Source organism: Microbacterium sp. Root166, from assembly GCF_001427145.1.
Taxonomy (GTDB): domain Bacteria; phylum Actinomycetota; class Actinomycetes; order Actinomycetales; family Microbacteriaceae; genus Microbacterium.
Genome location: NZ_LMGL01000001.1, coordinates 1 through 23,173 on the forward strand (window position 1 = coordinate 1; position 23,173 = coordinate 23,173).

Consider the following 23,173-nt stretch of genomic DNA (forward strand, 5'->3'; position numbering starts at 1 on the left):
CTTCGCACGACCCAGCCGCCCTGGAACGGCTGATAGCAGCCACCCGCACCCAGGGTGCATGCACGCGGTGCCGTCGACGCGCCCAGCCACGGGCTCGTCAGCACAGCGTTGAACCACGGATCGACGGCCGACGTCACGCGGCCCACCCCGCCGGCTACGGTCACCACACCGCCCTGGAACGCCTGCGTGTAGTTGCCCGTCGCCGGGTCTGCCGACGGCGCGCCTGACGGGAACCCGAGGATTCCGTACTCGCGACCCCACGACGACCACAGCGACAGCACCGCCGTCGGCACCGCGAACGAACCAGAAGTGCTTCGCACGACCCAGCCGCCCTGGAACGGCTGATAACAGCCNCCCCACGACGACCACAGCGACAGCACCGCCGTCGGCACCGCGAACGAACCAGAAGTGCTTCGCACGACCCAGCCGCCCTGGAACGGCTGATAACAGCCACCAGAGCCCAGGGTGCATGACTGCGGCCCCGACGAGGCGCCCAGCCACGGGCTCGTCAGCACCGCGTTGAACCACGGGTCCACCGCCGAGGTCACTCGACCCACGCCACCGGTCACGGTCACGACGCCGCCCTGGAAGGCCTGCGTGTAGTTGCCCGTCGCCGGGTCTGCTGAGGGCGCACCGGACGGGAACCCGAGAGTCGCGTACTCGCGGCCCCACGAGGACCACACCCCCAGTACGGCGGTCGGCACCGCGAACGAACCCGCGCCACTTCGCACGACCCAGCCGCCCTGGAACGGCTGATAGCAGCCACCCGCACCCAGGGTGCATGCACGCGGTGCCGTCGACGCGCCCAGCCACGGGCTCGTNCTTCGCACGACCCAGCCGCCCTGGAACGGCTGATAGCAGCCACCCGCACCCAGGGTGCATGCACGCGGTGCCGTCGACGCGCCCAGCCACGGGCTCGTGACCACGGCGTTGAACCACGGATCGACCGTCGAGGTGACACGGCCGACGTTGGAAGTCACGGTGACCACGCCACCCTGGAACGCCTGCGTGTAGCTCGTTCCGCCGGGCACGCTGGGATCTGCGGTCGGCAGACCGAGCGTTCCTGTATGACGACCCCAGTCGGACCAGGTCTTGCTGACCGCTGTCGGCACCACCCGGACACCGACCGCTGCGCTCTGGACCATGACTGCATTCTCGAAGTTCTGCTCGCAAACCCCGCCAGCGCACCTCTGATCCGTCACCGGAAGACCGATCGCGCCGAACTCGCGGCCCCAGTTCGACCAGGCCACTCGGAATGCCGTAAGAACGACCCGGGAACCGATCGAGTCTCCCGAGACGATCCAGCCGCCTTGGAACTCTTGGCGGCACGCGGAACGCATGTCGTCGCAGCGCTTCTCCGAGATCGGATAGCCCATGACGCCGCTTTCGCGCCCGTAGTTGGACCAGGTCGACACGTAGTCGTTGCGAACACCTGCCGCGAAGGAGTGAGTACTGCTGTAGACGCGGCCGCCTTGGAACGTCTGCGTGCAGCCGCCATCCGGAAGTCCGCAGACCATCGGCCCGGTCGTGAATCCGAGCCAGGCGCTGTTGGACGCGTAGTAGCTCGCGAAGTAGGCACCGACATCGAACCCGCGCACAGAACCGAACCAGTCGACGAAGTAGTTGTAGAAGTTTCGGTTGCCGTAGCTCGAACACCCGTCGCCCTGGCCGTAGCCCGCCGCGATGGAGGCGGCGTTCGGTTGGTACGGCGTGTAGTTGTAGAGCGCAGCCGTCGCATAATTCGAGATCACCAACGCGGTTCCCCCGCAGGCGGCGGTGGGGTGGTACCCGATGAAGTGGCCGCCAGGCTGTCGTGCGAACTGCCCCGCCTTGTACGTCTTGAGCTGGCTCGTGCCGGCCACGAGCTGAGGACCGATACCTGAGTACGCAGGGTCGCACGGCGCAGTGTCAGGGCAGAACGCCCCCATCGCAGACCGCACGTTCCAGTCGCTCGGCGCAGTGCTGGTGACCAGGCCCTGCTCTTTCTGAAGCGTGACGAGGATGACCTTGGCGGAGATTCCGCATGCCGCTTGGACTCGATAGATCGCTTCGGAGACCCGCATCGTGCCGCCCGCGATGGCCGAGCAAATGAGGTTGCCCGTCTTGGTCGAATACGTCGCCGGACGTGATGAGAAGCTCGCGTTCAGGATGTTCAGACACTGGTTGTTGCGGCAGGTGCCGATCCTCGCATCGAGGAATGTCTGGATCTCGGCGGCTGTCATCGCCGAACCGTTGTAGAAGAGCGAGTCGTCGATGATGTTCCCTGCGTTGAACTGCCGGGTATCAGCTGCCGCAGCACTCTCCGTTGAGACCACCGAGTCGAGCACGACTGGACCGGTGATGCCCAGCAGCATCGCGAGCACCACGATCACTGCTGCATGCCTGGTTCTAGTTATCATGTCGTGCACGAGCACAGCCTATAAAGGCGCCCCGCGCAATACGCGCATCGACGTGCCATCGCTTCCGGGTGTCGAACGGCCGGGGGCGCCATCGTCTGGTCCTCGGCGTCAAGATCGTGAAGCCGGCTGGCCCGCGTAGAATGGATGATCTTGCGCTCCGCCCGCACTCCCCCGACGACAGGAAGTCCATTGACTACAGCGACGTGTGCCCGGATCGCCTCATGACGCGCGTGGATGTCTTTCTCCAGTACTACAAGCCGCACGTCTCTGGCCTGACGAACATGGCGGCGGTGCTGGCCGAGTACGCCGCTGTCAACGGCTATGACATGCACGTCCACAGTGTCGCCCTCGCAGGCGGCTCGACGACGAGCGACATGGACGGCGTCACGGTCCATACTTACAAGCGCTCGTTCTCGCTCGGTCGGGCTGCGTTCTCATTCGCCCTGCTGCGGCAGATGTGGCGGATGCGCAAGCGCGGCGGCATTGCTCACGTCCACATGCCGTATCCAGAGTCTTTCATCATCGCGGCCCTGTTCCGCCGTGGTTGGACCTTTGTGAGCACCTACCAGTGTGACGCGCCCATGGAAGGCGTCACCGATTCGCTCATCGCGCGGGCGCTCGACTGGTCCCACCGCATCCTGCTGAAGCGTTCCGTCGTCGCCGTGGCGTCCAGCAGCGACTATGCGGGGTACACCCGCCTGCGCGACGCCATCGCCGCCAATGACCTGGAGATCGTTCCCGTCACGGGCATCGACCGCCGTGGTGGAACAGCGAAGTACCGAATGGAGGGCCGCCGAATCATCGGCTTCATGGGCCGCCCCACCTATGAAAAGGGCATCAACGTCCTCATCGAAGCGATGGAGAAGATGCCGCACGACGACGTCACGCTGCTGTTCGCAGGCCCGGTCTCTGGTTTGACCGAGAAGACCGGTTACGACGCGCAGCGTCTGCAGGCACTCGTCGACGCGGGCCGGGTGAAGTTCGTGGGCTTCCTCGAAGAAGAGGAGATCAAGGACTTCTACGCCTCCATGGACGTGTACGTCCACCCGTCGATCAACTCCTTCGATGCGTTCGGCATCGTCCAGATCGAGGCCATGTCCGCAGGCATCCCCGTCGTCGCATCTGACATCCCGGGCGTTCGGACCGCTGTCCAGGCAACCGGGTTCGGCGAAATCACCCGAGCCGGGGATGCGAATGATCTCCTGCGCGGACTGCTCACCGCGCTTGAGAAGACGTACGACGCCGAGCGGGCGCGTGCTGTCCTCGACGAGGTCTACTTGCCGCCGGTCCCGCAAGCGCAGTACCTCCGGATCTACGACAAGGTCACCGGCAAGCAGCGCTGAGCGGGACGGTCAGCCGTTCCGGCGGGCGCGGAGCACCTCGAGCGGGTCGGTGCGAGCCGACCAGCTCAAGCGACTGCGCACTCGGGAGATGTCACCCACGCTGTACGATTCCGCCCGCCCCGACACCGCGTCGAAGGCCTCGGGGCCGGCGGCCTCCGCGAGCTCCAGGTTGTCGACCGCGACCCCTCGCGCGACATTGAGGACACCGGCGGTGTCGCCGCCGGCGGCGGCGACGAAGGCGAGCGCGACGTCATCGACGTCGACGTAGTCGCGGACGAAGCTCTCGGACAGCATGAGCGCCGGCCGAGGCCCCCCAGTCAGGCGGTTGATCAGCGACCCGGCGCACCCCCGTCCGAAGACGTTGAAGATTCTCAGTGCCAGCACCGAGATCCCGAGCTCGTCGCCCACCCGCGTCAACGCCCGTTCGGAGCGTGCCTTGGCGAGCGCGTACGGCGAACTGCCCCGGAGAGGTGAATCCTCCCGGAAGGGCGAAGATCCACCGTCGCCGTACACCGCCGCGGACGAGGCCAGCACGATGCGCCTGGCACCGTGCTCCGCCGTGGCGCGTACGACGCGCTCGAACTCGAAGACCGCCGTGTCAGGCTCGGTTTCGGGATCGTTCACCAGGTAGACGACTGTCCGCGCGGCAGCCGCCGAGGCAACGGCGGCGACGGCGGCGGCATCCGCCACATCCAGCGGGATTCGTCCACGTCTACTCGCCTCGAAGACCGACATTCCCGCGGTCGCTGACGCTCGAGCGATCGCCTGCCCTATCGGCCCGCTGCTGCCGACGATCAGGAGATCGCTGCTCATTGAAGCGCCGCGAACCCGAAGTCGATGAGTTCTCGGCGAAGTTCGGCATTCGACATGTCATACGCGCGCGTTCGAGACAGCATGCGATCCACCCACGCCAGCGTCTCACCCGGGCGATGCTCCCGCTCTTCCCGCACGATGAAGATCTTCGGATGTGTGGTCGCGTCGACCGTGTCGGACGCGTACGACAGCTCTTCGTACATCTTCTCGCCCGGTCGCAGCCCGACGATGTCGATGTCCAGTCCTGGCTCCACGGCGTCGATGAGGCTGCGCGCCAGGTCGTGGATTCGAATCGGCTCGCCCATGTCGAGCACGAAGAGCTCCCCATGTCGCCCGGTGGTGGCGGTCTGGATGACGAGCTGCGCAGCTTCGTCGATAGTCATGAAGTAACGCGTGATGTCGGGGTGAGTGACCGTCAGACTCTTGTGCGCCTGCAACTGGCGACGGAACGTCTGCATGACGCTGCCCTCGCTTTCGAGGACATTGCCGAATCGGACGCCGGAGAATCGCGTCGACTCGCTCGTCGCGCCGAGGTCTGCCAGGATCAGCTCTCCAAGCCTCTTGGTGGCTCCCATGATGTTGGTGGGGTGGACCGCCTTGTCGGTCGACACGTACACGGCGCGCTCCGCACCCACTCGCGCCGCTTGGCGCATCACGTTCAACGTGCCCCACACATTGTTGTTGAACGCCTCGAGCGGATTGTCCTGCATCAGTGGGACGTGCTTGTAGGCGGCGACATGGAACACGAAGTCCGGCTGGTAGCGGTCCATCAACTGCCCGATCCGCTCCTCGGACTGGACATCGGCGATCTCCAGGGGACGGCCCGGCGCTTGCCCCAGCGACTGCCCCAGGTGAAAGATCCCCGGCTCCGATCGATCCACGCAGACAACCAGCTCGGGTTCCAGGACGTGCAGCTGAGCGACCACGCGCGAACCGATGGACCCGGCCGCGCCCGTCACGAGCACGCGCTTGCCGCGAATGAGTTCCCGCGCTTGGTCCATGTCGTGCTTCACCGGCGCCCGCCCGACGAAGTCGAGCACATCGACGTCGGTGAGGTCGGCGACCGAGACGCGCTCGCGGGCCACGATGCGGTACGTCCGAGGGATGATGGCGAGTTCGACGCCTGCTCGGCTGACCGCCGCCGTGATCTCCCTGACGACGTCGCCGCCCGCAGAAGGAATCGCGAAGTACACCGAGTCGATCGAGAGGTCGCGGGCCACACGCTCGACATCTCCGAGTGACCCGAGGATGTCCGGGCCTTTCACCGCGTCGTCCAGGTAGCCGATGACGTCGTCCCCAGCCCGGGTGACGTCGTCAGCGAGGCTTCTGCCCGCGGTGCCGGCGCCGACGATGAGGATCCGCTTGGGTGCCGGTCGAGTTCTGCGATGCGTCACTCGACTACTCTATCCAGCGGCTCCAGGAGCTCTCGCCTGAGACGGTTAGGCTGTCGGAGGTTCGCGCGAGCGCGTGAACACGCACCGAAGGATGCCCGTGACCGCTGCAAAGCCCCTCGTCGTCGATCTCGACGGCTCACTGCTGCGGACGGATTCGCTTCACGAGTCGATCGCCGCCAACCTGCGTTCGCCAGGGCGCCTCGCGGGTGCCGCGGCACGTCTTGGCCGTGGAAAGGCGGTGTTCAAGCGAACGCTGGCAGCGGCGTCCCCCGACCTGGCGAATGTTCCCCTCAACCCTGCTGTGGTCGATCTCATCACCGAACGGGCGGCCCATGGCGGCGAGGTGATCGTCGCCACCGGCGCGGATGATTCCATCGCACGCGGGGTCGCCGCTCGAGTGCCGGGCATCACTGATCTCCTCGCGAGCGACGGTCTCATGAACCTCACCGGCACCCGGAAGGCTGACGCACTCGTCGCGAGATTTGGTCTGCGGGGCTTCGACTACGTCGGCAATGCACCCGTGGATGTTCCGATCTGGGATGTCGCCGACGAGGCCTATCTCGCAACGACGCGGCCCGAAGGTCTACCCGGCTGGGCCGCTCGCCGCTCCTTCGCCGGTGTGCTGCGCGATCCCCGACCGTCCCGCATGCGTACGTGGACACGCGCTCTGCGTCTGCATCAGAGTGCGAAGAATCTCCTCCTCTTCCTGCCGCTCATCGCTGCGCATTCGTTCACCGACGGTGCGCTGCTCGGACGTGCGGCCGCAGGCTTCGTGGCGTTCACCTTCATGGCGTCTGCGGTGTACCTGCTCAACGACACTCTCGACATGGCGTCGGATCGCGCCCATCCGCGCAAGCACTCCCGACCCATTGCAGCCGGGTGGATCTCGCCGCTGCTGGGCCTCACCGTCGGCGCCGGCCTGGTGGTGCTCTCCCTCGTCATCTCGGCGCTGCTGGGACCGGCATTCCTGGCGGTCGTCCTGGCCTATGCCCTCCTCACGACCGTCTACAGCTTCTGGCTCAAACGAATCGCCATCGTCGACATCGTCGTGCTGGCTCTTCTCTATATGGTTCGAATCGTCGCCGGTGCGGTGGTCACCGGCATCGCGTTGTCGTTCTGGTTCACCGGTGTCACGCTGTTCGTCTTCCTGTCACTCGCACTCGTCAAGCGCTACGCCGAGGCACACCAGGCGCGCGAAGCTCGCCGAGAGATCAGTGGCCGCGGATACTCCGGAGACGATGTTCACGCGATCCTCGCGCTCGGGGCATCCGCCGGGATCGCGTCGGTCCTCCTCCTGGCCATCTACATCCAGAGCGATGCCGTCTCCGACCTCTACCCGGCCCCCGCCTTGCTGTGGCTGGTGATCCCAGCATTCTTCTACTGGATCGCCCATCTGTGGCTCACGGCCGGACGCGGTGAAGTGCACGATGATCCGCTGGTGTTCGCGCTGCGCGACCCTGCGAGCCTGATCTCGGCGGTCGTCATGCTCGGTATCTTCTTCGCGGCATCCCTGCCGGCGAGCGCCGGTCTGGTGAACGGACTCTTCCCGTGACCGGTCAGACGCTCGCCGGCCAGAGCGTCCGCTACCTTTTCGTGGGGGTGTACAACGTCCTGTTCACCCTCGCCGCCTTCTGGCTGCTCGACACTCTGTGGGGCGCGCTCGTCGGAGTCCAGACCGTCTATTGGACTTCGGCCCTGCTGGGGATCGTCAACGGATTCATCAGTCAGCGCCTCTTCGTCTGGCGCTCGAAGGGCGCTTGGCGGGGCGAGCTCCTCAGATTCCTCGTCGTGAACGTCATCGTCGCGATCGCGAACTCTGCGCTGCTGTTCGTGACCGTCACGCTATGGGGCCTGCCGGCGTTCCCTTCTCAGGTAGCCATCACCGCGGTTCTCGTAGTCTTGGCTTTCTTCGCCAATCGCACGTGGGTGTTCGGAGGCGTGGAGAAACATGCCGCCGATCCGACGGAGGAACACCGCTAGTCGCAGGTGTCCTGAAGTACCGTGACCGCTTCGGGATAGTTCTCGGTGGCTTCGATGCTGATCAGGGGTGTCCAGCACGCCGCACCCTCCGACATCAGCGCCTCCCAGCGCTCGAGGTCGCGATCGTAGAAGATCAGGAAGTCCGCCGTGAGAAGCGGGTCGGACCTGGCTGTTCCGGCTGTCTGGGCACCGAGCTGCACGGGCGTGACGATGTTGCACAGAGACTCGCCGTACAGACCGTACGGAAGCGTGGAGAGGGCGGCCCGCTCCATCATCCCGGATGCACCGACGCCGCCCTCCGTCTGGAGAACGACCCGGCTGCAGCTTCCAGCGTCATCCGGCAGCCAGGACACATTCGCGCCCCTTCCCCACGGGTTTCCGGGAGTCACCGGCTGCCACATCTCAGGCAAGATTCGCAGCTCCCTCAGTGCTGCCACCCCCGGATAGACGTTCATCTCGACCCACACGATCTGGCCGAGAGCCAGGGTGAGCGCAACTACTCCAGCTGAGGCGTCGATGAAGCGGATCCCCATCGGCACGAGCGTGGTGAGAAGAGCGGCGGCTGCGAGCACCGCCGTGGGTCCCATGACATACCGCGCATCGAACGTCGACGGCTGAACGAGCAGTACGGCCAACGCGAGCACCGTCAGACCGGCCTGCATCCGCAGGTTTCCGCGCCATGCGAGAGGCATCCGACGAGCACGCGAGCGCGCGAGCGCGAAGGCGACTTGCGCGATGAGGATGATCAGCGTCAGCGCGATGACCATTGTCGGCATCTGACCGAACCCGCCCTCCCTGGGGTCGTAGTCCAGTTTGGTCACGCCGTGGCGCATGCCGTGGGCCAAGCTCGCGAGATAGGTCGCCCAGCGCACCGGATCGACGATGCCCGAGCCTCGGTCTCCTGAGGCGAACACGCTGAGATCGACGATGCCCGGCAGCGAGATGGGCCCGACAGTCACCTGAACCGGGTAGACCGGATTGCCGAATGTCATCAGGTTGCGGATGTAGAAGCCGCACGCAAGCAATGCCGGACCTGCAACTGCGGCCAACGCCACTCCGATCGCAGGGCCCCATGGCTTGCCTGCGCGATGCCGCCGCCATACCGAAACCACGATGAGGACGGACAGGAGAACGGCGCTCGTCGTGAGCCCGGTCGGCTTGATCGCCAGAATCGATGCCCCCGCGATCGCCGCGAACAGCACGTCGACTCCCGCCGCCCGCCGGTTCATGACGATCAGAACGATCAGGGCGGCCACTGCCGCTCCGTAGGCGATGTCGACGTAGAGGATTCGAGCTTGGATCCAGATCACCGGCGCGCTGACGATGAGCAGCGCCAGCGACAGCCTGACCCATGCGCGGGCGAACCTCACGCGGAGCGCGACGTTGATGACCAGCAGCAAGAGAACGAGGTGAACCACCTGCGCGCCGTTGTCGAACCAGGTCGTACCGGTGAAGGTGGCGATGTTCAGCGCCGCCACCATCGCGAGATCCGAGTAGAACATGTACTGATTCGGGGCCTGCCAGCCCCAGACGGTTCCCTGCTGCACCAGCTGGGCCAGTGCGGGGCCGTGATAGAGCTGGCCGTCGATGGACAGCTCGGGCAACAGGACGACCATCCAGGCCTGGAACGCGACAGCGACCACGACGATCGCCAGGGCGCCCCACTCTCGTCGCAGCAGAGCGGCGGCAGCGCTGACCGATCGCGCTGTCGCGCGCCTCACGGACGAGACCATGAAGGCAGCAAGAGCCAGAATCCCGAGTGCGACGTTGGCGACCTGCCAGGGGATCCCGAGGGTCATCGCACCGAGGAGGAGCAGAGCGTACCCGTTGACTGCTCCTAAGCCGGCGTAGAGTGCAGCCACTGATCGTCCACGAAGTGGCGCGACTGTCAGATAGACACCAGCAAAGATCGCTGCCTGAATGACCAGCCCGATAGATCCAGCTACAGCGTTCAGCACAACGCGAGACTAGTCGACGAACGGTCGCGCCCCTGTTTCCGATGGCTTGGGCGCGCTTTCACCTGGCGGCCCGATGAGGTCCTTTGGAGATGCCTGACTCCGAACGGTTTTCCGGCTTGAGTCACTTACCGCGTCCGACGGGCAGGCACTCCGACGAGGGTCCCTGCCGTAAAGTCGCCGATGACAGCAGCCTGCGCACCGACCGTGACGCCGTCACCCAGACGGCGGCGCGGCAGCACGACGGCCCCCGCCCCGACGTACGCGCGAGTGCCGACCGATGCTCCGCCCAAGACGTAGGAGCCCGGGCTCAGCGTACTGAAGTCGCCCACGTCCGCATCGTGGGAGACGACCGCACCCACGTTCAAGTGGACGTGGGCGCCCAGGCGAGCGTTGGCGGAAACGACCGCACGCGGACAGATGACCGCTCCTTCGCCGACGACGGCAGTCGGCGCCACGAGAGCATCATCGTGAGCAAACGTCAGAAATCTGGCCCCCCGCTTGGATAGGTGATCCACCACCGCGGCCCGACCGTCAGGGTCGCCTATCGCGACGATGACCCGGTCCATCCGTTCAGGCACAAAGTCGCGGATCGAGCCGAGCAGCGGCGCCCCGAGGAGATCTGCGGCGACGTCGTTGGCGAAGACGATGTCGCGAACGTCATGGTTTCCCATGAAGACAGGCGACAGCGTGAGCCAGGTATGAATTTCGCGGCCATGCCCTCCGGCTCCTGCAATGACGATCCGCATACAATTCCTTCCTTCGGGTCCTCGTGGCCGCCCGGGGCTAGGGTCGGTGATTTATCGCAGTTCGCAACCGACGCAAGGGTGCGGTGACACGCCAAGAGGTACTCGATTGAAGCTCGTCGACGACCGCGATGACGTCGGCCAGGTCGTGCTGGAGGTTCGCGTTCCGGGCGAGCACGTCGGCCAACTCATCGGCGATGCGGTGGAGGTCATCGGCCAGGCGTGCGTTCTCCCCGAGCCAGTAGTCGATCGCGTTCAGCAGCCCTGTTCTCCATGCCGGACGATCCACCTCAGCGACATGAAGACCGATGAACTGCCTGGTCTTCATCTCTTCGAGAATGCGATGCCGCTTCGACTGCGAAGAGTACATACTCCCTTCGTGGATGCGATAAGCCCCCATTGGGCGGTCAATGTAGGCGATTTCGCGACCCTGGGAAGTGAGCGCCCAGACGGCGTAATCCGCCACGCGCAGCTCATTGAATCCCGCCGGCATCCGCGTCGGAAGGAAGGCCCGACGCAAAACCACCGACGACGTGGAGATGGGGTTGAACTCGCTCAACTGCGAGCCGGGAACACTCTCCTCCCGGAACTGCGGCGGCGGCCATTCCGTCTCATGCATCGACTCGCCCAGTAGCTCGACCACGCGGTGGTGGCATATGGCTGCGGACGGGTTGGCTAGCAGCAAATCCATCTGGCGTTGAAGCTTGCTTGGATCGAGCCACAGGTCATCACCGTCGAGTACTGCGACGAATGGCGCCGTGCTCGTGGCGAGGAAGTCGTGCCAGAAGTCGACTCCGCTGGAGAACCGGTTTTCCGTCGCCCTGACGAGTTCCCACGGAATGTCGGACGCCGCCAGCGTCCGCTCGATGATCTCGACGGTCGCGTCGCTAGACGCGTCGTCGTGAATGCGTAGGCCAAATGCGAACTCTGTCTCCTGAGCCAGCACAGACTTCAGTGTGCGCTCGATGAAGTCCTCGTGGTTGTATGCGAAGACGTGGACCTCGAGGATCATCGGCTGATCTTTCATCAGCTAGGCGCCCACGACGATCTTGATGATCCGATCAACGTCGTCGAGCGCAAGGTCCGGATAGATCGGGAGACACACAACCCGTGCTGCGGCGTCCCTCGCGATCGGCAGACGGTCAGCCGCTGCCGAGGGAAGGTCCTTGTACATAGGGTGCTCAGGGATGACGGGGTAAAAGTAGCGGCGTGCGAAGATCCCGTGCTCACGCAGTCGCAGAACAAGATCGTCACGACTGAGCGGATATCCATCTCCGATCAGAACAGGGAAGTATGCAAAATTCGCGCGCGTCTCGAAAGACCTGTTCAGGCAGACGATCCCGCGCACCGCGCCGAATGCGGCGCGGTATCGCCGGTCGACGACGCCGCGACGTGAAATCACGTCGTCGACATGCTTCAACTGCGCGAGTCCCATTGCCGCCCCGAACTCGCTCATCTTGCCATTGATGCCCGGAGCCACGACACTCGTCTCTCCGACGATGCCGAAGTTCTTCAGTTCGTCGATGCGAGCCTTCATCTCGGCTGTTCCGCTCACGATTGCACCGCCTTCGAAAGTGTTGAAGACTTTCGTGGCGTGGAAACTGAGCACGGAAAGATCTCCGTGGCGGAGGATGCTTCCGCCTTCGTCCGTCACGCCGAAAGCGTGCGCCGCGTCGTAGATGACTCTTACCCCATGACGTCGGGCGATCTCTTCGATCGCTTCTACTTCACACGGGTGTCCGTAGCAGTGCACTGCGAGGATGGCGGTGGTGCGCGGGGTGATGGCCGCCTCTATGGCGGTCGGATCGAGATTCAGCGTGACCGGGTCCACGTCCACGAAGACAGGGATGAGGCGATTCCAGACGATCGCGTTGGATGTCGCGACGAACGAGAACGGCGTCGTGATGACCTCGCCCTCACGCGCGACTGCCTGCAGCGCGGTCATGAGCGCGACGGTGCCGTTCGCGAAGACACTCACGTGCTTCACACCGAGTTGCTTCGCCAACTCGCGCTCGAACCGTTCGTGCAGCGGCCCTGCGTTGGTGAGGACGTGGCTCTGCCAGATCTCCTCGAGATACGGGAGGACCTCGTCCAAGGGAGGGAGAAACGGCCTAGTGACGTAAATCTCGTCCCCAGGCTCCCCACTCGGCTCCGACGAGCCCCGTTGCGGCGGATACATTTGTCCTAGCCTAATGTTCTTCGCTTCGGTCCCCGCGCTTCTCCTGCCTCGGCGGTTCGCGAGTCACGTCCCTGGCTGCGCAATGCCTCGTGCGTGTTCTGTTGCAGACACGATCGCGCTCCCATGTCGCGTCTATGACGTCCCGACCACATTCAATGAGCGTCCATGGAAGAATCGGATGTCGTCTCGCGATCGGCGCTCTGTCATCGCCTGTGACCTCTAGGAGTTCTCTGTGCCCCGGGCAGCATCGATCGACCTCACCGTGGTCATCACTACCCACGCCGAAGGGCGACTGCTCCGGCCGACGCTCCGCTCCGTAGCGTCGGCGATGACGGATGCCTCGACGGCGGGGGTCGCGTGCGAATTGCTCATCATGTGCGACAACGCCGACGAAGCGACTCGCGCAGAGGCAAACCGCTGGACCGAGCGCGCAGGTCTGGCATTCGCTGTGCGGATGCTCGAGGTCTCACTCGGGGAGTCAGGGGCGTCTCGCAATGCCGGCGCCACGGCGGCGCTGGGCGAATTCGTCGGCTTCGTCGACGGTGACGACCTGGTCTCCGAGAATTACTTCACCTCCGCCATGGCTGTTCTTCGCGCCACTGATGGCCCGGCGATCGTCCACCCGGACTACGTGATCAGCTTCGGTGCACGGTCGGTGATCTGGCGCACCGATCCTACCGACCATGCCGAAGCGTCCTACCGCGACCTCATCAGACACAACCTCTGGCCCTCATCTGCGACGACGAGACGATCGGTCTACCTCGAGCATCCGTATCGCTCCCTGCATCCCGGTTCCGGCTACGGACCGGAGGACTGGGTGTGGAACATCGACACCTCGGCCGCGGGCGTCACCCACCTCACTGCACCTGACACGGTCTTCTTCTATCGCGTCCGCGAGCGCGGCGGGGTCAACAACCGCCACGCCCTCTCGATCCTCCCCTGGTTCGACATCGCCCAACTACGGAAGGCTCTGCCAGAGGCAGCAGCGCCCGTGCCCCTCACGCCCGCAAACCCGCACCCGCGCGGGCTGCGAGGCATCGGACACCGCGCGTACACCGCGGTGCTTCCGGTCGCCCGCTGGTCCACCTCCTGGCTGACCTTCGAGGCGAAGCACCACATCTATCGCACCGTGCGTTGGGTCTTCCGGCTCGGTGCCGGCGACCCCGAGAAGCCGCCGGCGCCCGAGGTCCCTCCGGGCGTCGCGACGGCTCTGCAGCACGCGGTCGAGATCGATCCGGCCGTGTCGTGGACCGCGCACCGAGTGCTGTCGCTGCCTGTCTGGCATGCCCACGACGACGGATACGCGGAGTATCTCGAATCGGCGATCGACGACATCGGCGATCGAGGACAGGTTCTCGTGATGGTCCCCTGGCTCGGGGTGGGCGGAGCGGATCTCGTCGCGCTGAACTACGCGAAGGCATTGAACGCGTCCGACGGCTACCGCGGTCGGGTGACAATCCTCGCCACATCGCTGGCCGAGCGAACCCGGATCGACCTCATTCCGGACGATCTCAACTTCGTCCAGCTGGACGAGCGATGGCTGGGTCTGGATCCGGGTATGCGCAGCAGGCTGCTGGCTCAGCTGCTCATCTTGGTCCGCCCGGAGCTGATCGTTTCCGTCAACTGCCATCACTTCACCGAGGCCCTTCCCACTTACGACCGTCAGATTCTCGACGGGACGCGTGCGTTCGTCACCTTGTTCGCGTTCGATCGGATCGGGCCCGGATACCCCACCAACCCGATCACCGACGACAGTCATCGCGAGTACCTCGATCGAATCGACGGGGTGATCACGGACAACACCACGACTGCTTCGCTGGTGTCCGAGATCCTGGCACTGCCCGAGGAGCGAATTCTCGTGCACCGGCAGCCCGCACTCGACGATGTCCCGGCGCTGAGAACCGATTCCGCGGCGTATCGCGACGAGACCTTCTCAGCCGAGCGGCCATTCCGCTTGCTGTGGCCCCATCGCCTCGACGGCGAGAAGCGGCCCGATGTACTCGTGGATCTCGCGAACGAGCTGCGCCGCCGCGGCATCCCGGCGGTCGTCGAAGTCAGCGGCCAGAGAGTGCTCACCGCAGACGGAGACACCCTGATGCATGACCTCAAGTCTGCGGGCGTCATCTATCGAGGTCCGTACAGCGGCGGGTTGAGCGCGCTGCCGACCGATAGCTACCACGCCTTGTTGCTGACCTCGCAGTCGGAGGGCCTGCCGCTGGTCCTCGTCCAGTCGCTGCTCCTCAGCCTCCCCGTCATCGCCTCGGGCGTCGGCGGAGTCCCGGACATCATCATCGCCGGTGAGACGGGCCTGCTGACGGAGGGACCGGACGACATCGCAGGCTTCGCTGACGCGGTCGAACTACTGATCACAAACTCGGCGCGGCGTCGATCCCTCATCGAGCGTGGGCATGCCTTCGCAGCCGAGAAGCACTCCTGGTCGACGTTCACGCACACGACTCGGGCTGCATTCGCGCCGACCGGGGCCTCGATCCGCAGCTGACCTCGGGCACGCCTGGGTGACGCGCGTCAGAGCTCCGCGTGGAGCATCCACACCTTGTCGGCGGCCTCGCGCCATGAGAAGGCCCGTCCGCGGTCGCCGGCGAGCACGGCGAGCCGCTCAGCGGCAGCGGTCGACCCGACCGCCGACGCCAACGCAGCCCCGAGCGCATCCACCAGCGAAGCGCGATCGGAACCGGGCACCAGAACTCCCCCGTCGACGATCACCTCATTGTGCACGGCAGATTCCGCGGCGATCACCGGCACCCCGAGGGTCAGGGCATCGACGACGCGCCACGGGAACGCACCGCGGCGCGACGGCGCCACGAACGCCACAGCGCCCCCGAACACAGCGGCCCTGTCCGCGGCATCCAATGAGCCGAGCACGTGCAACCGGCTCTCAGGCAGTCCGGCAGCCGAGGCCAGATCGGCGACCACGGGTTCCTCACCCTCCGTGACATCGAGAACCACTACCGGCACATCCACGCCGGACGCCACCACAGCCGCGAACCCGACGTCGAGCGACTCAGAGGGCAGCGGTCCGCCTGAGAGCAGAACGTAGCCCTCCGGCAGCCCCAGCCCCCGCCGGCGCCCGACATCATCCGACGGCACAGCGAACCCCAGCGGCGAGGCGCCCGCAACGACTCGCACACGGTCCGCCAAGGAGGGAGCGATCTCAGCCAGCCGCACAGCGAGCGAATGCGTCGGCACGACCACGGCGTCGGCAAACCGCACCGCGCGCTTCAGCATCCCGCGCTGCCACGACGCCCCACCGCGCGGAAGCTCGGCGCCGGACTCCCATGCCCGCAGGTCCCAGACGGTCACGACCGTCTGGTCGTTGTCGTGCAGCCGGTCGTGCTTCACGAGCGGCGCGAACAGCGTCGGCGAGTGGATCATGCCGCCGCCGATGCCGGTGCCGACCCCCAACTGCAGCGCCCCCGACAGTTCGCGCCGGGCCAGAGCAGTACGTCGCACACCCGCAAGTCCGGGAACCTCGACATCGACCGAACCTGCCGGCGCGATCCCTTCAACCTCGCAGCCCGCGGGTGCGCCGGCGATCAGCGCCCGGGTGAGATCGCGGGATGCCTCGGCCAGCACGTGCTCGGTGGGCGCGACCAGCTGGTCGAGCATGACCCGCAGTGTGGCGACCACGGCTCAGCCCTCCGGGGTAGCGGTCGGCGTCGGCGGGTGCAGCGCAGCGCGCACCAGCTCCTGCACGTAGGCGAAGTCGGGGTTGTACTCATCGATCCCGCCCTCGGGCGTGAGCTCGATGGTCTGCACCGGCAGCTCCTTGGCCTTCAGCGCGAGCTCGGCCAGGAACGGGACGAGCGACTGGGGCAGATCGGTCTCGACGATGTCCGCGCCCGCCGTGGCGATCTCGCCGAAGCGGGTCGCGACGGTCTGCGGCGTGAACTGGGCCAGCATCGCCTGCTGCAGGATGCGCTGGCGCTGCATCCGGTCGAAGTCGTCCGTGGTGTAGCGGGAGCGGGCATACCACTGGGCCGTGTCGCCGTCCATGCGCTGCGGGCCGGCTTCGATCCACCCGATCGCCCAGTCGTCGACGGGCTGACCGGAGTATGCGGGGCCGCCGCCCTTGGGCAGGCGCTCGGCGACCTCGATCTCGACTCCGCCGAGGGCGTCGATGAGCGACGCGAACCCGTGCATGTCGATGAAGACGTAATACGGGATCTCGATGCCGAGGATCCCCTCGGCCGCATCCTTCGTCGCCTCGATCCCGGGGGCCGAGCTGTTCGCGACGGCGTCGGGGTACAGGGCGTTGCCGTCCTGGCAGACCTCGACCTCGGTGCGCAGCTGATTGATGCCGCTCCCCCACCCGCAATCCGGGTCGGAGTGGCTCTCGTGCCCGTTCGGGTACTTGTCCTGCATCGGCCCGGCCGCGAACGGGAAGTTCGGCATGTCACGCGGGATGCCGGTGATCGTGGTCGCGCCGGTCTCGGCGTTGACCGACACCACCGAGATGCTGTCGAAGCGCATCGAGTCGCGGCCTTCGCCGCTGTCGGCGCCGAGCAGCAGGATGTTGTAGTAGCCCTCGGAGGGCTCCACCGGCGGCCCGGTGGCCACGAAGATGTCGGCGAACGACTGCCGTCCGGCGCCGACGGCGTTCGCGGCGTACACGGCCGTCCCACTGGCCACGACGAGCAGTGCGACGGCGAGGGCGGCGATGCCGACGCGGGCGGCACCGCGCGTGCGCACGAGGCGCACCAGCCGCAACGTGTCGATGGTCAGCACCACCCACAGCACCGCATACGCCAGGAGCAGGCCCTGCGCGAGCAGCAGCGGCAGCGGCCGCAACAGCGCCAGAAACTCGGGAAGCCACGCACCGGTGACGATGCTGAGCCCGGCGGTCGGCGCCAGCACCGCGCACAGCAGGGTCAGCACCAGGAGCACCCACATCACGAGCGTGGAAGCCAGCCCGAAACGGCCCAGCTTCCGATTGCCGGCGAGCACCTGCGCGGAGCCCGGCAGCAGGAAGTTCAAGATGACGAGCCACCACCCGCGACGCGACATCATCGCCGGTGACGCGGCGTCGGGATGACGCATCGGCCGGTCCTCGACCAGCCGTCCCCTGCTGCCCGTTGTCGCCCGCGGCGGGCTCATCACGCTCACAGCGACTCCTTGAGCCGCCGGTTCTTCTCCTCGACCTGAGCCTCGAGCGAGCGTGCGTACTCCTCGATCCGCTCGGCGATCGCGGAGTCGGATGAACCGAGGATGCGGGCGGCCAGGAGCCCCGCGTTCTTGGCGCCGTTGATCGAGACGGTGGCGACCGGAATGCCGGCGGGCATCTGGACGATGCTGAGCAGCGAGTCCATGCCGTCGAGCGTCGAGAGCTGAACGGGCACGCCGATCACGGGCAGCGCCGTGACCGAGGCGAGCATGCCGGGCAGGTGAGCGGCGCCGCCGGCGCCCGCGATGATCGCACGCAGCCCACGGGCGCGCGCCTCACGGCCGTAGCGCATGAGCTTGTCGGGGGTCCGGTGCGCCGAGACGACCTCGACCTCGTGCGGCACGCCGAACTCGGTGAGGACCTGAGAGGCGTCGCTCATCACGCGCCAATCCGAGTCGGAGCCCATGACGACGCCGACCAGGGGCGCGTCGGAGGAATGCAGCGGCCGGGTCACTCGACAAGGCTAGGGCGCGAGCCTGGAAGATCACCGCAACGGCGCGGCCCGGCATCCGATCCGAACAGACTCAGTCGAGGAAGAGGGATGCCGCCGCCCGCGCCCGGTAGGCGACGTCGTCCAGGTCGTCCCCGACGACGTTGACGTGCCCCACCTTGCGCCCCGGCCGGGGCGCCTTGCCGTACGTGTGCACCTTGGCACCGGGGTAGTCGGCCATCGCCGCGGCGAAGCGCTGCGTGAGGGAGTCCTCGGCGGGCCCGCCGAGGATGTTCACCATCACGGCCCACGGCGCGCTCGGGGCAGTGTCGCCGAGGGGCAGGTCGAGCGCGGCGCGCAGGTGCTGCTCGAACTGGCTCGTCACGGCGCCGTCCTGGGTCCAGTGGCCACTGTTGTGCGGGCGCATCGCGAGCTCGTTCACGAGCAGCCGCTCGTCGGTCGTCTCGAACAGCTCGACAGCGAGCATGCCGGTCACGCCGAGGCCCTCGGCGATGGCGGTGCCGATGCCGGCCGCGACCTCACTGAGCCGTGCGGCGGCGTGCGGCGCGGGCGCCAGCACTTCGGCGCAGACGCCGTCGCGCTGGACGGTCTCGACGACCGGGTACACCGCGATCTCGCCCGACGGGCGACGCGCGACCTGCTGGGCGAGCTCCCGCGAGAAATCGACGAGCTCTTCCACGAGCAGCTCGCCGCCGCGGGCGTCCTCGGCCAGCGCCGCGAACCAGTCCTCGGCCTCGACGGCCGACGACACCACGCGGACGCCCTTGCCGTCGTAGCCGCCGCGCGGGGTCTTCACGACGGCACGGCCGCCGTGCGCGTCGAGGAAGGCCTGGAGCTCGTCGACACCCGAGACGGCGGCCCAGTCGGGCTGCGGCATCCCGAGTTCGGCGAGCCGCCGGCGCATGACGAGCTTGTCCTGCGCGAAGCGAAGCGCGTCGGGACCGGGGTGGACCGCGACCCCGGCATCGACGAGCTCCCGCAGCACCTCCTGCGGCACGTGCTCGTGGTCGAAGGTGAGGACGTCGACATCGCGGGCGAAGGCCAGCACGGTGGCCGCGTCGCGGTAGTCGCCCACGGCCGTCGCCGCGAGCGCGGCGGACATCCCCTCCGCTTCGGCCAGCACGCGCAGCTCGACCCCGAGCTCGACCGCAGGGGCGATCATCATGCGGGCGAGCTGCCCGCCACCGACGACTCCGACTCGCAGCGTCATGGCGCCACCTCTCTGTTCCGACGCTCCATCTTCCCGCACCCGCGGGCGCGCGTTCGCCCTAGCGGGCGGGAGGGGGCGGCGGCATCGGCGGAAGCGCCTGCGCGTCGCGGTGGGCGAGGATCTGGTTGACCTCGACCTGATCGACCAGCGCCTCGTGGACCAGCTCGACGCTCGGGACGTTCACGAGCCGCATGGGCTCCTCGACGCCGTTGGACAGCGTGAGGGTGCCGGCGCCCCACATCCGCTGCAGCGGGCCCCTGCGGACCTGGATCGTGTAGCCGCGGACATGGCTGAGCTCTCGCTGGCGAGGCGCGAGGACGCCGCGCTTGTCGATGACCCGGCGGGTGGTGATCGTGTAGACGTGCGCCCACCAGCGCAGGAAGGGGATCAGGACGAGCAGCAGGACGACCGCGGCGGCGGCGGCGAGCATCATCCAGTCCTCGAACGGCGCGGGCAGGTTGCCGTAGAAGTACCCGCAGGCGCCCGCGACGACGATCAGCACGAGCGCCGACCAGCCGAGCCGCCGCGCATGGCCGCGGAACCGCGCGACGCGCAGCTCGGGGGTCGGCGCGCCCGGTGCGGGCGTCAGCGGCCTCCCGCCATAGATCGGCTGCGTCATGATCCCATTCTGGTCCGCGCAGCGTCCGCGGCCGCCACGCACCGCCGGTCCGCCACGCGGACCGCGTCGGAATCGTCAGCGCACGTGCACCACGTCGCCGGCCGACACCGCACTCTCGAACTCGGAGTCCTGCTCGACGACGAGCCGGCCTTCGCCGTCGATGCGGATGGCACGCCCGCGCAGCGTCTCGCCGTCGGGCAGCGACACGGCCACATCGCTGCCGATCGTCGAGCAGAGGCTCTCCACGCTGCTGAGGATTCCCGAGCCGACGGGGTCGCCGCCCGCGGCCGCCAGCACCTGCAGCTGCTCGTCGAGCGCGGACAGGTAGTCCGCGACCAATTTGTCCTCGTCGGCGACCAGACCGACCGCTTCGAAGGAGGTGGCGGTCTCGACCGGTAGGTCGGGCTGCGGCATCCGGGTGTTCACTCCCGATCCGATGACGACCACGTCCGGGTGTCCCGGCACGACTTCCGCCAGGATGCCGCACACCTTGCCCCCGTCCAGGAGAACGTCGTTGGGCCATTTGAGCGCCGCCGCGTGGGCGGTCCCCCGCAGCTGCTCGCCGACGGCTCGCGTCATCGCCGCGCCGGCCAGCAGGGGGATCCACCCGCGGGCCGTGGGCGGGATCGCGCCCACTCGCACGACGACGGACGCTGCGAGCGCCGTGCCCGGCGGCGTGACCCACGTGCGGTCGAGCCGTCCGCGGCCCGCGCGCTGGTCTGTGGTCAGCAGCAGCGAGAGGTGCGGCCACTCGGCGGGAGCGTCCACGACGTGGCGGACCACGTCGGCGTTGGTCGACTCGGTCGACTCCACGACCTGCACGCGGGGACTGATCGCGGCGGTGAGGGGATAGCCCTCCTGCGAGTACGTCATGGGCCACACGCTACCCGGCGCCCTCCGCCCCCGGACACCCATTGCGCCCGAGACCCGACGAGAACCCCACAGCGGATGCCCCGGCCCGTTGTGCGAACCCTCCAACGTCTGCGCCGAGCCCGCCGATAGGGTGGAACCCGTGACCGATCAGCCCGACCTCTTCACGACCGCCGGCAAGATCGCCGACCTCCGCGCCCGCTACCAGGAGGCCGTCCTCGACGCCGAGGTGGCGGCCCAGCAGAAGCAGCATGCGAAGGGCAAGGGCACGGCGCGCGAGCGCATCGAGCTGCTCGTCGACCCGGGCAGCTTCGTCGAGCTCGACGAGTACGTCCGCCACCGCACGACCGCGTTCGGCATGGACAAGTCCCGCCCCTACGGCGACTCCGTCGTCACGGGTGTGGGTACGATCCACGGCCGTACCGTCGCGGTGTACTCGCAGGACTTCTCCACCTTCGGCGGATCGCTGGGCGAGGTCGCCGGCGAGAAGATCATCAAGGTGATGGAGTTCGCGCTGCGCAGCGGCATCCCGATCGTGGGCATGCTCGATTCGGGCGGCGCGCGCATCCAGGAGGGCGTGGTCGCGCTCGGCAAGTACGGCGAGATCTTCCGCCTCAACACCCAGGCGTCCGGCGTGATCCCGCAGATCTCGATCATCATGGGCCCGGCTGCCGGCGGCGCGGTGTACTCGCCCGCCCTGACGGACTTCGTCGTGATGGTCGACAAGACCAGCCAGATGTTCGTGACCGGTCCCGACGTCATCAAGACCGTGACCGGCGAGGACGTCGGCATGGAGGAGCTCGGCGGCGCCCACACGCACAACACCCGGTCCGGCGTCGCGCACTACCTCGCCGAGGACGAGGACGACGCGATCGACTACGTCCGCACCATGCTCAGCTTCCTGCCTGACAACAACATGGCGGAGCTGCCGGTCTACGAGACCGGGTTCGAGTTCGAGACGACGGATGCCGATCGCGCGCTGAACACGATCATCCCCGACTCGCCGAACCAGCCCTACGACATCCACCAGGTCATCCGCGGCATCGTCGACTCCGAGGAGTTCCTCGAGGTGCAGCCGCTCTTCGCCCCGAACATCGTGATCGGCTTCGGCCGCATCGAGGGCCGCTCGGTCGGCATCATCGCCAACCAGCCGTCGCAGATGGCCGGAACGCTCAACATCGAGGCCGGCGAGAAGGCGAGCCGGTTCGTGCGGTTCTGCGACGCCTTCTCGGTCCCGATCGTCACCCTCGTCGACGTGCCGGGCTACCTCCCCGGCACCGACCAGGAGTGGACGGGCGTCATCCGCCGCGGCGCGAAGCTGCTGTACGCGTACGCCGAGGCCACCGTGCCGCTGGTGACCGTGATCCTCCGCAAGGCCTACGGCGGCGCGTACATCGTGATGGGCTCGAAGCAGCTCGGCGCGGACATCAACCTGGCGTGGCCGACCGCGGAGATCGCGGTCATGGGCGGTCAGGGCGCGGTCAACATCCTTTACCGGCCCGAGATCAAGCGCGCCGAGGAGGCGGGCGAGGATGTCGCGGCGGTGCGCACCCGGCTCGCCAACGAGTACACCTACAACGTCGCCTCCCCGTTCCTCGCCGCCGAGCGCGGCGAGCTGGACGGCATCATCGAGCCTGCGCAGACGCGGGTGTCGATCGCCAAGGCGCTGCGCGCGCTGCGCGGCAAGCGCGCCACGCTTCCGCCCAAGAAGCACGGGAACATCCCCCTGTGACGGACGCCGACGCACCCGTGGGCGACATCACGATCGACGTGCATCGCGGCGCTCCGAGCGATGACGAGCTGGCCGCGCTGCTCGCGGTCGTCAGCGAGGCGTATGCGGTCGAGGCCGCCCACGCGACCGTCTCCGACGACGCCGTCCGGACGGCCTGGTCCGTCACCCAACGAGGCCTGCGCACGCCGCTGCGCCGCGAGCTCGGCTGGGGCCGTTTCAGCGGCTGAGATTTGTCCCCCGAAATACCTACAGACGACAGGCGAGGGGCCCGGCGATACTTGAACCGCTGGAACGCTTCTG

General features: G+C 67.1%; 19 protein-coding genes and 2 pseudogenes. 6 read left to right on the forward strand and 15 right to left on the reverse strand.

Annotated elements, in window-relative coordinates; translation table 11 throughout:
- The 3 genes and pseudogenes from ASD56_RS16405 to ASD56_RS16605 all read right to left on the reverse strand — a co-directional run.
- On the reverse strand, positions 1-353 hold a 353-nt coding region (locus tag ASD56_RS16405; protein ID WP_235565447.1), incomplete at both ends, for a hypothetical protein.
- Position 354: 1 nt separating this feature from the next.
- A pseudogene (locus tag ASD56_RS16600) lies at positions 355-809 on the reverse strand (LGFP repeat-containing protein); the annotation flags it as partial.
- Between the two features lie 13 nt (positions 810-822).
- A pseudogene (locus ASD56_RS16605) lies at positions 823-2,399 on the reverse strand (LGFP repeat-containing protein); the annotation flags it as partial.
- A 221-nt stretch (positions 2,400-2,620) separates the two neighbouring features.
- Here ASD56_RS16605 and ASD56_RS00010 point away from each other — a divergent pair.
- Entirely contained in the window at positions 2,621-3,742 is a 1,122-nt protein-coding gene (locus tag ASD56_RS00010; protein ID WP_055959731.1) for a glycosyltransferase family 4 protein, read from the forward strand.
- A 9-nt stretch (positions 3,743-3,751) separates the two neighbouring features.
- Here ASD56_RS00010 and ASD56_RS00015 read toward each other — a convergent pair whose 3' ends face one another.
- Entirely contained in the window at positions 3,752-4,555 is an 804-nt protein-coding gene (locus tag ASD56_RS00015; protein ID WP_082541142.1) for an NAD-dependent epimerase/dehydratase family protein, read from the reverse strand.
- Positions 4,552-5,775, reverse strand: a complete 1,224-nt coding sequence (locus tag ASD56_RS00020; protein WP_235565448.1) for a polysaccharide biosynthesis protein — start codon at positions 5,773-5,775, stop codon at positions 4,552-4,554. Before ASD56_RS00020 ends, ASD56_RS00015 begins: the two co-directional genes overlap by 4 nt.
- A 271-nt stretch (positions 5,776-6,046) precedes the next feature.
- On the opposite strand from ASD56_RS00020, the gene ASD56_RS00025 reads away from it, so the two are divergent.
- Entirely contained in the window at positions 6,047-7,501 is a 1,455-nt protein-coding gene (locus ASD56_RS00025) for a UbiA family prenyltransferase (protein ID WP_055959737.1), read from the forward strand.
- Positions 7,498-7,929, forward strand: a complete 432-nt coding sequence (locus ASD56_RS00030; RefSeq protein ID WP_055959739.1) for a GtrA family protein — start codon at positions 7,498-7,500, stop codon at positions 7,927-7,929. Before ASD56_RS00025 ends, ASD56_RS00030 begins: the two co-directional genes overlap by 4 nt.
- Here ASD56_RS00030 and ASD56_RS00035 read toward each other — a convergent pair.
- The 4 genes from ASD56_RS00035 to ASD56_RS00050 all read right to left on the reverse strand — a co-directional run bounded on the left by ASD56_RS00035 (position 7,926) and on the right by ASD56_RS00050 (position 12,725).
- Positions 7,926-9,887, reverse strand: coding sequence for a hypothetical protein (locus ASD56_RS00035; RefSeq protein ID WP_235565449.1), 1,962 nt, complete (start codon positions 9,885-9,887; stop codon positions 7,926-7,928). The two genes, ASD56_RS00030 and ASD56_RS00035, sit on opposite strands and share 4 nt — an antisense overlap.
- Before the next feature lie 125 nt (positions 9,888-10,012).
- A complete protein-coding gene (locus ASD56_RS00040; protein ID WP_055959749.1) occupies positions 10,013-10,633 on the reverse strand; it encodes a NeuD/PglB/VioB family sugar acetyltransferase in 621 nt (206 codons plus the stop codon).
- A 37-nt stretch (positions 10,634-10,670) separates the two neighbouring features.
- Entirely contained in the window at positions 10,671-11,642 is a 972-nt protein-coding gene (locus ASD56_RS00045; protein ID WP_162249489.1) for a glycosyltransferase, read from the reverse strand.
- A gap of 18 nt (positions 11,643-11,660) precedes the next feature.
- On the reverse strand, positions 11,661-12,725 hold the full coding sequence (locus ASD56_RS00050) for a DegT/DnrJ/EryC1/StrS family aminotransferase (protein ID WP_327043015.1): 1,065 nt from the start codon (positions 12,723-12,725) through the stop codon (positions 11,661-11,663).
- A gap of 316 nt (positions 12,726-13,041) precedes the next feature.
- On the opposite strand from ASD56_RS00050, the gene ASD56_RS00055 reads away from it, so the two are divergent.
- Positions 13,042-15,309, forward strand: coding sequence for a glycosyltransferase (locus tag ASD56_RS00055; protein ID WP_055959757.1), 2,268 nt, complete (start codon positions 13,042-13,044; stop codon positions 15,307-15,309).
- Between the two features lie 26 nt (positions 15,310-15,335).
- Here ASD56_RS00055 and ASD56_RS00060 read toward each other — a convergent pair whose 3' ends face one another.
- The 6 genes from ASD56_RS00060 to ASD56_RS00085 all read right to left on the reverse strand — a co-directional run bounded on the left by ASD56_RS00060 (position 15,336) and on the right by ASD56_RS00085 (position 21,144).
- Positions 15,336-16,457, reverse strand: a complete 1,122-nt coding sequence (locus ASD56_RS00060; RefSeq protein WP_082541145.1) for a glycosyltransferase — start codon at positions 16,455-16,457, stop codon at positions 15,336-15,338.
- Between the two features lie 3 nt (positions 16,458-16,460).
- Positions 16,461-17,933: an LCP family protein gene (locus ASD56_RS00065; protein WP_055959760.1), complete on the reverse strand. Its 1,473-nt coding sequence runs from the start codon at positions 17,931-17,933 to the stop codon at positions 16,461-16,463.
- On the reverse strand, positions 17,930-18,397 hold the full coding sequence (gene purE / locus ASD56_RS00070) for a 5-(carboxyamino)imidazole ribonucleotide mutase (RefSeq protein WP_055963329.1): 468 nt from the start codon (positions 18,395-18,397) through the stop codon (positions 17,930-17,932). The genes ASD56_RS00065 and purE overlap by 4 nt, the downstream gene beginning before the upstream one ends.
- A 118-nt stretch (positions 18,398-18,515) precedes the next feature.
- Positions 18,516-19,652, reverse strand: coding sequence for a 5-(carboxyamino)imidazole ribonucleotide synthase (locus ASD56_RS00075; RefSeq protein WP_055959763.1), 1,137 nt, complete (start codon positions 19,650-19,652; stop codon positions 18,516-18,518).
- Between the two features lie 58 nt (positions 19,653-19,710).
- Complete coding sequence (locus ASD56_RS00080) at positions 19,711-20,271, reverse strand: PH domain-containing protein (RefSeq protein ID WP_055959765.1); 561 nt, start codon at positions 20,269-20,271, stop codon at positions 19,711-19,713.
- A 75-nt stretch (positions 20,272-20,346) separates the two neighbouring features.
- The gene (locus ASD56_RS00085; RefSeq protein ID WP_055959768.1) at positions 20,347-21,144 is read right to left on the reverse strand and encodes a biotin--[acetyl-CoA-carboxylase] ligase; all 798 of its coding nucleotides are present in this window, start codon (positions 21,142-21,144) and stop codon (positions 20,347-20,349) included.
- A gap of 130 nt (positions 21,145-21,274) precedes the next feature.
- On the opposite strand from ASD56_RS00085, the gene ASD56_RS00090 reads away from it, so the two are divergent.
- The gene (locus ASD56_RS00090; protein WP_157535694.1) at positions 21,275-22,873 is read left to right on the forward strand and encodes an acyl-CoA carboxylase subunit beta; all 1,599 of its coding nucleotides are present in this window, start codon (positions 21,275-21,277) and stop codon (positions 22,871-22,873) included.
- Positions 22,870-23,100: an acyl-CoA carboxylase subunit epsilon gene (locus ASD56_RS00095; RefSeq protein WP_055959774.1), complete on the forward strand. Its 231-nt coding sequence runs from the start codon at positions 22,870-22,872 to the stop codon at positions 23,098-23,100. Before ASD56_RS00090 ends, ASD56_RS00095 begins: the two co-directional genes overlap by 4 nt.
- Positions 23,101-23,173: the final 73 nt, after the last annotated feature.

Excerpts from the sequence above, each read along its gene's own strand:
- ASD56_RS00010 (WP_055959731.1), top strand. The coding sequence starts at position 2,621 with ATGACGCGCGTGGATGTCTTTCTCCAGTACTACAAGCCGCACGTCTCT.
- ASD56_RS00015 (WP_082541142.1), bottom strand. The coding sequence starts at position 4,555 with ATGAGCAGCGATCTCCTGATCGTCGGCAGCAGCGGGCCGATAGGGCAG.
- ASD56_RS00045 (WP_162249489.1), bottom strand. The coding sequence starts at position 11,642 with ATGATCCTCGAGGTCCACGTCTTCGCATACAACCACGAGGACTTCATC.
- purE (WP_055963329.1), bottom strand. The coding sequence starts at position 18,397 with ATGGGCTCCGACTCGGATTGGCGCGTGATGAGCGACGCCTCTCAGGTC.
- ASD56_RS00085 (WP_055959768.1), bottom strand. The coding sequence starts at position 21,144 with ATGACGTACTCGCAGGAGGGCTATCCCCTCACCGCCGCGATCAGTCCC.
- ASD56_RS00080 (WP_055959765.1), bottom strand. The coding sequence starts at position 20,271 with ATGACGCAGCCGATCTATGGCGGGAGGCCGCTGACGCCCGCACCGGGC.
- ASD56_RS00075 (WP_055959763.1), bottom strand. The coding sequence starts at position 19,652 with ATGACGCTGCGAGTCGGAGTCGTCGGTGGCGGGCAGCTCGCCCGCATG.
- ASD56_RS00040 (WP_055959749.1), bottom strand. The coding sequence starts at position 10,633 with ATGCGGATCGTCATTGCAGGAGCCGGAGGGCATGGCCGCGAAATTCAT.